This is a genomic window from Mesorhizobium sp. M7A.T.Ca.US.000.02.2.1 (genome assembly GCF_003996995.1).
GTDB lineage: Bacteria > Pseudomonadota > Alphaproteobacteria > Rhizobiales > Rhizobiaceae > Mesorhizobium.
Map to the genome: position 1 here is coordinate 1 of NZ_RZTT01000190.1, position 11519 is coordinate 11519.

General features: G+C 62.6%; 13 protein-coding genes. 8 read left to right on the top strand and 5 right to left on the bottom strand.

Annotated features, from left to right (window positions below; genetic code table 11):
• The 6 genes from EOD15_RS18550 to EOD15_RS18575 all read left to right on the top strand — a co-directional run.
• On the top strand, positions 1-376 hold a 376-nt coding region (locus EOD15_RS18550; protein ID WP_148129575.1), incomplete at its 5' end, for a VOC family protein.
• A 187-nt stretch (positions 377-563) separates the two neighbouring features.
• A complete protein-coding gene (locus tag EOD15_RS18555) occupies positions 564-1079 on the top strand; it encodes a hypothetical protein (protein WP_127319408.1) in 516 nt (171 codons plus the stop codon).
• A gap of 100 nt (positions 1080-1179) precedes the next feature.
• Positions 1180-1797, top strand: coding sequence for a C39 family peptidase (locus EOD15_RS18560; RefSeq protein ID WP_127319410.1), 618 nt, complete (start codon positions 1180-1182; stop codon positions 1795-1797).
• 26 nt (positions 1798-1823) lie between these two features.
• Positions 1824-2891, top strand: a complete 1068-nt coding sequence (locus EOD15_RS18565) for a D-alanine--D-alanine ligase family protein (protein ID WP_127319412.1) — start codon at positions 1824-1826, stop codon at positions 2889-2891.
• Between the two features lie 92 nt (positions 2892-2983).
• Entirely contained in the window at positions 2984-5005 is a 2022-nt protein-coding gene (locus tag EOD15_RS18570) for an AI-2E family transporter (protein WP_245463707.1), read from the top strand.
• A 147-nt stretch (positions 5006-5152) separates the two neighbouring features.
• Positions 5153-5800 (top strand): glutathione S-transferase family protein, encoded by a 648-nt coding sequence (locus tag EOD15_RS18575; RefSeq protein ID WP_127319416.1) that lies wholly within the window; start codon positions 5153-5155, stop codon positions 5798-5800.
• A 101-nt stretch (positions 5801-5901) separates the two neighbouring features.
• On the opposite strand, the gene EOD15_RS18580 is transcribed toward EOD15_RS18575, so the two are convergent.
• Together EOD15_RS18580 and EOD15_RS18590 are read right to left on the bottom strand one after the other, a co-directional pair.
• Entirely contained in the window at positions 5902-6903 is a 1002-nt protein-coding gene (locus EOD15_RS18580) for an aldo/keto reductase (RefSeq protein WP_127319418.1), read from the bottom strand.
• 743 nt (positions 6904-7646) lie between these two features.
• The gene (locus EOD15_RS18590) at positions 7647-8531 is read right to left on the bottom strand and encodes a LysR family transcriptional regulator (RefSeq protein ID WP_127319420.1); all 885 of its coding nucleotides are present in this window, start codon (positions 8529-8531) and stop codon (positions 7647-7649) included.
• Between the two features lie 103 nt (positions 8532-8634).
• On the opposite strand from EOD15_RS18590, the gene EOD15_RS18595 reads away from it, so the two are divergent.
• The gene (locus EOD15_RS18595; protein ID WP_127319422.1) at positions 8635-9504 is read left to right on the top strand and encodes an NmrA/HSCARG family protein; all 870 of its coding nucleotides are present in this window, start codon (positions 8635-8637) and stop codon (positions 9502-9504) included.
• Between the two features lie 103 nt (positions 9505-9607).
• On the opposite strand, the gene EOD15_RS18600 is transcribed toward EOD15_RS18595, so the two are convergent.
• A complete protein-coding gene (locus EOD15_RS18600; protein WP_127269194.1) occupies positions 9608-9925 on the bottom strand; it encodes a hypothetical protein in 318 nt (105 codons plus the stop codon).
• 281 nt (positions 9926-10206) lie between these two features.
• Between EOD15_RS18600 and EOD15_RS18605 the strand changes: the two genes are divergently transcribed.
• Positions 10207-10449 carry a hypothetical protein gene (locus EOD15_RS18605; RefSeq protein WP_127269195.1) on the top strand — a complete coding sequence of 81 codons (243 nt, stop codon included), beginning with the start codon at positions 10207-10209 and terminating at the stop codon, positions 10447-10449.
• 95 nt (positions 10450-10544) lie between these two features.
• Here the strand turns inward: EOD15_RS18605 and EOD15_RS18610 are convergent, their stop codons facing one another.
• Both EOD15_RS18610 and EOD15_RS18615 read right to left on the bottom strand, forming a co-directional pair.
• Positions 10545-10751: a hypothetical protein gene (locus EOD15_RS18610; protein ID WP_127319424.1), complete on the bottom strand. Its 207-nt coding sequence runs from the start codon at positions 10749-10751 to the stop codon at positions 10545-10547.
• Positions 10752-10949: 198 nt separating this feature from the next.
• On the bottom strand, positions 10950-11135 hold the full coding sequence (locus EOD15_RS18615) for a hypothetical protein (protein ID WP_127319426.1): 186 nt from the start codon (positions 11133-11135) through the stop codon (positions 10950-10952).
• Between the last annotated feature and the right edge of the window lie 384 nt (positions 11136-11519).

Below are 11519 nucleotides of genomic sequence, written 5' to 3' on the forward strand. Positions count from 1 at the left end.
GGTCAGGGATCTCGCGGCCAGCCGGCGTTTCTACGAGGCGGTCCTGCAGGCGATCGATGTTCCGATCGGTGGGAGCGGCGACGATTTTTTCTGGGCCGACGAGCTGTTTGTCTCCACTGCCAACAGCCGGGCCGCACAGGGAAAGCTCACCGGTCGCCATCACCTGGCTTTCCAGGCAAGGGACCACGCCATGGTCGACGCCTTCTACAAGGCCGGACTGGCGGCTGGCGGCACGGACAATGGCGCGCCGGGCGAACGGCCCTATCATCCTGGCTATTACGCCGCCTTCCTGCTCGATCCCGACGGCAACAACATCGAGGCCGTCCATCATGGTCCGCATAGTCGCAGCGCAGCTTCGGTGAAGATCACCTTCTAAGCTGCCGATATTCAGCCGGCCGTGATCTCGGGCGCATGGGCGATGCTGGAGAGAGGCTGCCTTGCGTTGCCAGATTGATGGCCACGATGCTAACCGTGCAAATGGCGGGCGGGAATCGGCATCGAAGCAACGTGCGCTGCAAAATCCTCAATAGAACTCCCCTTACCTCCGTGGAGATATATCTTTTATGCAAAACCCAACAAGGGCGATCTGTGCCGCCACGCTTTTATTTGCGATCGGGGCCGTGGGCCTCACAAGTATATCACCTTTTGCTTATGTTTCATCGGCGCAGGCGCAGGAGGAATATCTTCCGACCCAGAAGGATTTTGTCGGCAAATGGAAACTCAACGGCGGAGCCATCCGGCCGCCGCGCGATATGAAGGATGCGCCGACACCGGAACAGGAAGCGGCCGCCAATGAATTCCAGCAGACGGTGACCGCGTTTTACGGCGCGTTCGACTATCTGGAGATCACGGCGGACGGCCGCTACAACTTTCATCAGCCGGGTGATCCGACGTCGGGGCCTTGCGTCTGGTGCGGAACCTGGTCCTTCAGCAACAGTTCGGCGTGGCTCAAGCTGGAGACGGCGCCCCGGCTGGATATCTACGCCAAGGACGGCGACATGCAGATGACCTACACTGTCGAACCCGACGAAAAATCGAAATATGCATGGCTGGTTTTCGGTTGGACGAAGGCCGAGTAGGCGGCGGCGCGCGGCTCGCCACACCTAAACGGGCCTAAGCGGCTTTTCATCCATCTCGTATCCTCGTATACGAGATGGAGTCAACCGCCGAGGAGCCCGTATGAGTCCACTGCCTGAAACCGTGCCGTTTTTCAGCCAGTGGGAGACGCCAGATATGACGCTGGACGTGCTCGCCGACGGCGCGGATGTTGCCCTCAGGCGCGATCCGCTGTGGCGGGGATCGGGCGCGGAAACACTCGATGAATATGCGGTCTGGGCGGCCAATATCTGCGGCATGGCGTGCCTGAAGATGATCCTGGCAAGCCGCGGCGAGATCGTGCCGACGATCGAGCTTGCCAGGCGCTGCACCTTATATGGCGGCTATGTCGTCAACGGGGGATCGATCAAGGGGCTGATCTACGCGCCCTTCGTCAGCTTCGTGAAAGAGGTTTTTGGACTCCGGGCCGAGGTGGTGACCAATGTCGCGACGGCCGAGATTCCGGCGATCATGCAGCGGACGCGCTTCTTCATCGCGTCGGTCAGCAGTTCGATCCGCTGGCCCGAGCGCGAGCCGCCCTCGAAGGGCGGTCATCTGGTGCTGGTCACGGCGGCATCCAATCAGGGTTTCCGCTTCCACAACCCGTCCGGCCATGACCCCGCCACACAGGCAGACGCAGTGTTGGCGCCGGCCGATTTCGACCGCTTCTTCGCCAATCGCGGCATTGCCGTCGCCATTTGATTTTTTTTGACAGTCGAGGGATTTCGATGACCGGTAAGACAAGAGTGGCCATCCTCTATGGCGGGCGTTCGGCCGAGCATGACGTGTCGCGCCTTTCGGCCGCCAATGTGCTGAAGGCGATCGACCGGACGCGCTACGACATCGTGCCGATCGCCATTACCAAAAGCGGCAGATGGCTGCTGCAACAACTTGATGACGCAGCAGGGGCGCCGGCATCCGAAGATGGTGCCGAGGTCGCGCTGCTGCCCGGCGGCAAGGGCCGGCTGGTCGCCGTGTCGCGGGATGGTACGCAGCCTGACCTGCCCCCCATCGACGTCGTCTTTCCCGTGCTGCACGGGCCGTTCGGCGAGGACGGCTCGGTGCAGGGCTATGCCGAGGTCGCCGATGTAGCCTATGTCGGCTGCGGCATCCTCGCGTCGGCCGCGGCCATGGACAAGGATGTCGCCAAGCGGCTGATGCGCGAGGCGGGATTGGCGGTTGCCCGCTCCGTCACCGTGCATCGAAACGGCAAGCATTCCTTCCAGGAGATTGCCGGGGCGCTCGGCCTGCCGTTCTTCGCCAAGCCGGCGCGCCAGGGCTCGTCCTTCGGGGTCAGCAAGGTGAATGACAGGGATGGCTTCGAGCAGGCCATCGACACGGCTTTCCGCTACGACGGCAAAGTGTTGATCGAGGAATTCGTCGAGGGCCGCGAGATCGAGTTCTCGGTGCTGGAGCGCGCCGGCGGGTCGCTGACGGTGTCGCTGCCCGGCGAGATCATTCCGGCCGGCAAGCACGGCTTCTACACCTATGAGGCCAAATATCTCGATGCCGACGGCGCGCTGGTCAAGGTGCCCGCTGATGTCCCGGCCACTGTGGCCGACAAAGCGAGGGAGATGGCGCGTCAGGCTTTTCAGGCGCTCGGCTGCGAAGCCATGGCGCGCGTCGATTTCTTCCTGCGCGCCGATGGCAGCCTGCTCGTCAACGAGGTCAACACCATTCCCGGATTCACCGACATCTCGATGTACGCCAAGGCGCTGGCCGCCTCAGGCATCGGCTACAGCCAGACCATCGACGTGCTGATCGAGCACGCGCTGGCCAGGCATGCGGCGCGCTGATCCGATCGGTCGAGAGCGGCCGATGCGGCCCGGATCATTGCCTGTGAGCGAGGCGTATTTCATCGTTGGCTAAAGTTGCACGTCCGCTCTATATGCCCGATCATGGCATTTGGCAGGGGAGGCATCACGTGGCCAATCGTCGAAACGGCACGGCGTCTCCGGCTGATGGGCTAGGGGACGCCCTTTCAGCAGCCGCGCCCCATCCGCGAACCTCTTTGCCCAATGTGGCGGCCATCGTCACGACGGTGGCGGCACTGTATTTCGGGCGCGAGGTTTTTCTGCCGATCGCGATCGCGCTGCTGCTGACCTTCGCACTGGCGCCGCTTGTCTCAGCTCTTAAAAAGATCGGCATTCCCCGGATTGCCGCCGTCATTGCCAGCGTGCTCGGCGCTTTCGCGGCCCTTGGCCTGTTCTCCTTCATCGTCGCCACGCAGGTCAGCGAACTGGCGCAGAACATCCCGGTCTACCAGACCAACATCCTGACCAAGATCCGCTCGCTCAAGGAAACCGGGGTCGGGGGCGGGATCCTTGCCAGACTGAGCAAGGTGGTCGAGCGTGTCGGCCAGGAGATCGACAGGCAGGACCCCTCGCTGCCGGCTGCCACCCCGGAAAAGCCGCCGCGCGAGCCGGTGCCGGTCGAGATCGTCGCGCGCGAAAGGCCGCTCCAGGTCCTGCAGAATATCGTCGGGCCGCTGATCAGCCCGCTTGGGTCGGCCGGACTGATCATCGTCGTCGTCATCTTCATGCTGCTCGAGCGGGAGGATCTGCGCGACCGCTTTATCCGGCTTGTCGGCTACGGCGACCTCCACCGCACCACCGAGGCGCTTCAGGATGCCGCCAAGCGGGTGGGCCGCTATCTCTTGATGCAATTGGTCGTCAACATCGTCTACGCCGTACCGATCGCGATCGGGCTCTGGGCCCTCGGTATTCCCAATGCGCTGCTGTGGGGGCTGCTGGCGCTGGCGCTGCGTTTCGTTCCCTATATCGGCCCGATCATCGGCATGCTTTTGCCGCTGTTCCTGGCGCTGGCCGTTGCGCCGGGCTGGTCGCTCGTGCTGTGGACCGCCGCCCTGTTCGTAGTGATGGAGCTGATCACCGGCAATATCATCGAACCTTGGCTCTACGGTTCGCGGACAGGACTGTCGCCGCTGGCGATCATCGTCGCGGCGATTTTCTGGACGTGGCTCTGGGGGCCGCTCGGGCTGATCCTGTCGACACCGCTCACCGTCTGCCTGGTGGTGCTGGGCAGACACGTGCCGCAGTTTGAATTCCTCGACGTGCTGTTCGGCAACGAGCCCGTGCTCGAACCCCATGCGCGCCTGTACCAGCGGCTGCTGGCCGGCGATCCGGAAGAAGCCACCGACCATGCCGAGGAGATGCTGGAGGAGAAATATCTGGTCGAATTCTACGACAAGGTTGCCATTCCGGCGCTTTTGCTGGGCGAACAAGACCGTGTGCGCGGCGTCATGGGCGATTTGCAAAGGCGGCAGGTGGCGGCCAGTGCCCTAGTGCTGGTGGCCAATCTCGACGACAGCGCGCAGGAGGAGGCAGGCGGGGAGGAGGCGCCGCCCGTGGCCGCAGAGGCGAGCGACGATGGCGATCCCAGCGGGGAAGACGAGACCGACCTGCCCGATGGAACGGATATGTCCGTGCTTTGCGCCGGTGGGCGTGGCGAGCTCGACGACGCCGCCGCCGCGATGCTGGCGCAGGTGCTGGAGGTCCAGGGCGCGACGGTATCGAAAGCCGGCTTTGCCGATATGGAGCCCGCCAGCATTCGCCGCCTTGAGCTCGAAACCGTCGACACCGTCGTGGTCGGATTCCTGAACCGGGATTCCGTCAAGCACGCCCGTTTCCTGGTTCGCCGGCTGAAGCGCGCCAAGGCCGCACTTCGGGTGGGAATCGTGTTCTGGTCGGAGGCCGCTGCTGAGGACAAGGAGACGGCGGGCAAACTGGCCCGTGACTTGAACGCGGATTTCGTGGCGCATGGCATGGTCGACGCCGTGCTGGGCGCGCTGTCAAACGAGCCGCCGGTCGCTCTCAAGCTCGTCGCCAAACGGCGCATGCGGCGACAGCGGGCCGCGTCCAAGAAGGTCACGGCGGCAGCGGCGGACTAGGCCCTGCCTTTGCCTTCTTCGGCAATGCCGGGGTCGACAAGCCAGGCACGAATTGCGGAAATTAGTTCACACCGATGTCGATTTCCGGGAGGCCCATTCGTCTTCACGATAGGGAGCCGAAGAATTCGCCCAATCAGGAACGATGCGATGACAATCACCATCACGGCATTTGAGCGATCGCCCGATCGCGGCAAGGGACTGGCGCGCGATACGCGCGTTCGCTGGGCGCTCGAAGAGGTAGGGCTGCCTTATGAGGTTCGGTTTGTTTCCTTCGCGCAGATGAAGGCGCCGGGCCATCTGGCCCTCCATCCCTTCGGCCAGATCCCCACCTACGAGGAGGGTTCTCTCTCACTGTTCGAGACCGGCTCGATCATCCTTCACCTTGCCGAGCAGCACGCGGGCCTGCTGCCCGGCGATCGCGATGCCCGCGCGCGTGCGATCACCTGGATGTTTGCCGCACTTAACACAGTCGAGCCGCCGATCCTCGAATTAACGACGGCAAAGATATTCGAAGCTGACAAGCCCTGGAGCGAGGAGCGTTTGCCATTGGTGAAGGATCGTGTTCGCGCCTGTCTCGACAGGCTCTCGGCTCGCCTGGGCGCCGCCGAGTGGCTCGACGATGCATTCAGCGCGGGCGATCTGTTGATGGTATCGGTGCTGCTGCGACTAAGAATGTCGGGCATTTTGGACGAATATCAAAATCTTTCTGCATATGTAGCGCGCGGTGAAGCTCGGCCTGCTTACATCAGGGCTTTCGCTGCGCAATTTGCGGTCAACGCTCCACCAGCCAGCTGAAACATTGGCTGATAAAGCCGAGCCGACGGCAGATTTGACATCAGCAGCAGCCGAAGAGTTGAGCGAGGGCATTGCCCCTCAGAGCGAGACGGGCGGCGCCCCTACCGGTCGACCATCGCCATGCCCCGCTCGGTGTAGCGCGGGCCGGAGACTTTTCCCGGCGCAAGCGCTGCGTCGAGCGCGGCCATCTCGGTGGCATCGAGTTTGATGGCGGCGGCGGCGACGTTCTCTTCCAGGTATTTTGTGCGCTTGGTGCCGGGGATCGGCACGATGTCGATGCCAAAGCCGTCGCCCTTCGCCAGCAGCCAGGCCAACGCGACCTGGCCGGGCTTGACGCCGCGGGCAGCGGCGATGTCGCTCACCTTGGCGGCCGCCTCGACATTGGCGTCGTAGTTTTCGCCCTGGTAGCGCGGGTCGTTGCGGCGATAATCGCCGTCGGGATAGTCTTCCGCGCGCTTGACCTGGCCGGTGAGAAAACCTCGGCCGAGCGGCGAGAACGGCACCAGGCCGATGCCGAGTTCGCCAAGCAGCGGGATGATCTCCGGCTCCAGATTGCGCTCCCACAGCGAATACTCGCTCTGCACCGCTGACACCGGGTGCGCGGCATGCGCCCGGCGGATGTTGGCCGCGCCGGCCTCCGACAGGCCGAAGAAGCGCACCTTGCCTTGCGCGACGAGTTCGCCGACGGCGCCCGCGACATCCTCCATCGGCACCGCCGGGTCGACGCGGTGCTGGTAGAGCAGGTCGATACGGTCGGTTCCGAGGCGGCCGAGCGAGGCTTCCACGACCTCACGAATGTGCTCGGGCCGGCTGTCGGTTCCAGCCTGCTTGCCGTTTTCGATGCGGAAGCCGAATTTGGTGGCGATCGTCACCTGGTCGCGCTTGCCCTTCAACGCCCGGCCGAGCAATGCCTCGTTGGTATACGGGCCATAGACCTCGGCGGTGTCGAGGAAGGTGCAGCCGAGTTCGATGGCGCGGTGCAGCGTGGCGATGGATTCGGCCTCGTCGGCCGGCCCGTAGGACTGGCTCATGCCCATGCAGCCGAGGCCGATGGCCGAGACCTGCAGCCCCTGGCTGCCGAGCTTGCGTGTTTTCAGGGTCATGGCAGGCGTTCTCCGGGAAGGGTCCAGGAATTATAGCAGCCGATCGCTCAATTCCCACAGGGTGTTTCGGCCGCATGCCGATGGCTTGAAGACGACGCGGCCGCCCCATGGCTGCTCACCATGCGGCGGCGCTATTCTTCGACGGCCAGGATCACTCCGGCAATCGCGGCGCCGACAAAACGCCCACGGATGCGCCGACAAGGGGATCGGCCATGATATGGTTGCCGACCACTTCGCCGACACCGCCTCCAGCCAATGTGCCGGCAATTATACCGATGAAAAGGCGGAGAAGTGGATCCGTAGTCAGGCGATTCAGCATCATCATGGCCTTTGCACTCGCTCACATGTTGGAGGCGACATCGCGGGTGGACGGAGGCTTGGGCCTATGAGCGGCACGCTGGTTTGACGCCTGCGGCGCAACGCTGGGCGTGGCTTTGGCATTCCCAGCGGTGTTGGACGCTTGCGCCTTGCGGCGCCTGAGCCAGTTGGATGACAGTTCGGCAAGGAGACTTCGCAGAGCCTTCACCACGTCCTCCTGAGTGCGGCGAGGCCAAAACCTCTATGCACCCAGTTTGTTCCACACCGAAAACAATCGTTCGCGAAACGGCGCCTGCCGGCGCGATCGGCCTGTTTGCCGGGTTCTGTCGAGGAGTGGATCGGAGGTCGCGGCATGTCCTGCCAAGCAGGCTGGCAGGTGACGTGACGCTGCCCAGGCCCCCAGTGCGCTGACAGCGGGTTCGGCATCACCTGCCGATATAGGCGGCCAGTTCGTCCGGCGTCCCGTTCGGGAAGGCCTGTTTCAGAAAGTCCAGGAAAGCCGACACGCGCGGGCTGAGCAGCCGCCGAGACGGGTAGAGCGTCCACAGAGCGATCTCAGGGCCGTCAATGTCTCCCCAATTCACCAGCGTGCCGTCAGCCAAATCGTGGGCCACCAACGAAATGGGAAGACGTGCTGCCCCGACCCCCGCTCGCACCGCATCGCGCACCATAATGAGCGTTCCCAAAGCGAGGACCGGCTCGATTTTTATCGCCGACCGGCCAGCCTCTGTCTTCACGTGCCATGTTTGCCGTTCGCCTGTCCCGCGCGCAACGCCAGGGGCCGGACCATCGTTTCGAGGAAGTTGAGGGCTCGCCACGACGACCAGCCGGTCGCGGAGAAACGCCCGTCCAACCAGGCTTTCGTCGGGATCCGGGTTGACCCGGATCACCAGGTCGTAGCCTTCCTCGATCATGTCCACAGCCCGGTCCTCCGTCGTGACCTCCAGCCTCACCTCCGGAAATTTGAGGGTAAATCCCGCGGCGATCCTCCCCATTGCGGTCTGAGAAAAAAGCAGGGGCGCGCTGATACGCAATCTGCCCTTGGGTTTCCGACCGCCCGAGGCGATCTCCGCAGCCGTCTCGTCCAGTTCGGCAAGCAATACTCCCGTCCGCTCGAAGAGCGCCCGTCCTTCTTCGGTCAGCTTCAGGTTGCGCGCGCCCCGTTCAAACAGGCGCAGGTCAAGGCTGCTCTCCAAGTCTCCAACCCGCCGCGACAAAGTTGCCTTGGGCCGGCCGGTGGCCCTTGCCGCTTTGCCGAAACCGCCATGGCGGGCAACGAGGTTGAAATCGGTGAGGGCCAGAAGATCCATGAGTGTTCCACCAGTGAGACGGTTCGTCTAAAATTTCGGCCTGTTTGACTGTTTGTGAGCCACACATATTGGGCCTGTCAAGCAACCCTACAGGAGAAATTCCATGACCATCCTCGTTACCGGCGCTACAGGCAATGTTGGCCGCCAAGTCGTCGAACACCTCGTCAAGCGCGGCGCCGACCTCCGTGCTCTCGTCCGCGATCCGTCGAAAGCCAGCTTTCCGGCAGGCGTATCGGTCGCGCAAGGCGACTTTCTCGATGTCGATTCACTGCGCAAAGCCATGTCCGGTGTTTCCACCCTGTTCCTCTTGAACGCCGTGGTGCCGGACGAATTCACCCAGGCTTTGGTCGCGCTGAACGTCGCCCGATCGGCGGGCATCGAGCGGATCGTCTATCTCTCGGTCATCCATGCCGACGTCTATGTGAACGTGCCGCATTTCGCCGGCAAGTTCGGCGTCGAGCGAATGATCAAGCAGATGGGCTTCCAGGCTACGATCCTGCGCCCGGCCTACTTCATCCAGAACGACCTGATGATCGAAGACGTGATCACCGGCTACGGCACCTACACAATGCCGATCGGCGCCAAGGGGCTCGCCATGGTCGACGTGCGTGATATCGCCGAGATCGCCGCTCTCGAGCTGCTGCGCCGCGAATGGTCCGCGGAGCCGCTTGCGCTGGAGCGGATCAACCTCGTCGGTCCGCAGACACTGACCGGGACGGATATCGCCGCCATCTGGTCCGACGTGCTTGCCCGCCCGATCAGCTACGGCGGCGACAACACCGAAGGTTTCGAGCAGAATCTCAAGCAGTTCCTGCCTGCCTGGATGGCGTACGACATGCGCTTGATGGGCGAACGGTTCCTGACCGACGGCATGCTGCCCGAGGCCGGCGACGTCGAGCGCCTGACCACGCTTCTGGGCCGCCCGCTGCGTCCCTATCGCGACTTCGCCTCACAAATCGCCGGCTCCGCCTGACGGAACGGCTATGGTCATCACCAAGGTACGGAAACAGCAGGGGGCCTTTTGAGGAGGCCGCCTTGACTGGCACGGGACAAATGCGCGTTCAGCCGGAATTGCCTTACTGCAGGGTGGCCTCACCAGGTCTGTCGAGTTGGGCGTTGACGCGCTCACCATCGTCGCCACCGAGGCCATCCACGAACAGACCAGCTACGCCGTCGAAATTGGTGAGCCCGTCGAATTCAATTGCCGCGCCAATCAGCTGGGCTGCCTGGAAGACAAGGTATTCGACGTCCTCGAGGGCGACGTTTTCGGCAAGATTCCTGACCCTTACATGCTCCGCCACCGCCGTGATGCTGACGATGCCGGTCTTCCTGAAGGCGACCTGGACTGCTGAACGGACGTCATCGCGCAGTCGCGCCGAGTAATCATACCGCATCGAAACCTCCCAAAGGGAATGGTTTTCTGTTCAGGTTGCACAATGCGGCAGGGGCTTGGGCTTGGCAAGTCACTAATTAAATAATATCAAAACAAATCAATGAGTTAGTATAGTTGTGCAACTGTGTGTGTTACGCCTAATACGCATCAGGCTCTTCATGAGCATGACTAGCGGTTCACCCATCGCGAGGTCTTGACGCGCTAGGAGCGGTTTCCTAATTATGAGTTGAGTAAGTTGAATACTCATTCTACGTATTCGTGGTGCTGAGCGAGGGAAGCGCGATGACTGAACTGGAACGTCCGGAACGGTTGCAGATTATGCTGACGTCAGACGAACTTGCGGCGCTGGAAAACTGGCGCTTCGACAAGCGCATGCCGAGCCGTTCGGCCGCCGTGAGGGAATTGCTGCGGCGCGGTCTTGCCTCGGATGGCTTCCTGACGGCGGAGCAAGGTACGAAGTCGCAAGACTTCGGCATCTTGCCAACCGCCGGCGGCAACGGCATTTCCGACGGCGGCAAGGAGTAGGGCGGTTCACCACGCGTGAGCCGCCCTGGCCACAGGCCGGTCGGCAGTTGCCGCGACGCGGCGCCGGCTGGCGTAGCGGGACGAGAACTCTCGGTTCAGAGGATGTTGGTCGTCACTTCGACGATTATCGCGGCACCTTCCAGGCTGCCATTGGTGACGTGCACGACGCGCGATACCCGCAGATCCTGCGTGGTTCCGTCGATCGACAGCGCAACACTTTCGCCGATCCGGGGAACCGCCTGAAAAATGGCGTCCGTGGCCTCCGGCCGGTTGTCGATCGATATGCGGCAGTTGACGGTCATGAGATGTCTCCTGTGTCGGCCCGGTGGTCAACGCGGTGTCCGCCAAATGGTTTCAGGAGGCCGGATGCAACTTAACGGCGCCCGGATTCGTAAAGCAGTAATTGCTCCATTGTTCATCGTAACGGAGCAACAGGGCTCGCTGGGGAGGGCGTTGGGGCTGCCCCGGCGAGCTTGATCCGTTCTGCCAAGGGCGTGGCGTCACCGAGGTATGGAGACGAGTTTCGGGGTCCGCAGTTCCCCGGCCATCCTTGCCGCCTGGAGAATTGTCATCAAAACCAGGATGGGCTCACCCTCGGTCGGGTTGATGGTCAGGACGACGCGGCCGAGCTCGTCGCTCATGCCGCAAGACCAATCCTTGACGGCTATAACTTTTCTCGCGGCCATATGCCTTCTCCTGAACCGGAGGTCCCCTGCGGGCTACGCTGTCTGGAGTTGGTCGACAGAACCTTCGCCTGACATTGCAACCAGCCGGAATGCGGCAAATGCGGTCAATATTATGAAAACCGCCGTGACGTTCAGGGACATCGTCGATGCAACGATGCCCCCGTCAAAGCAACTCAGTTCCATGGCGCTGCACCCCTTGAAGCCACTGACGGTCCGGATGATGATCCTGCTTGGGGCGAAATACAAGCGTTCGCTAATACGCTGATGCCGGCTGGCCAAGCCCTGCGCGCAGCTTTTGAGCAGCCGAACGCTTGGTTGCTGGTTCCCGCTCAAGGGCTCGAACCTCGATTCACGCCTTCAAAGGGCGCTGTCCTACCATTAGAC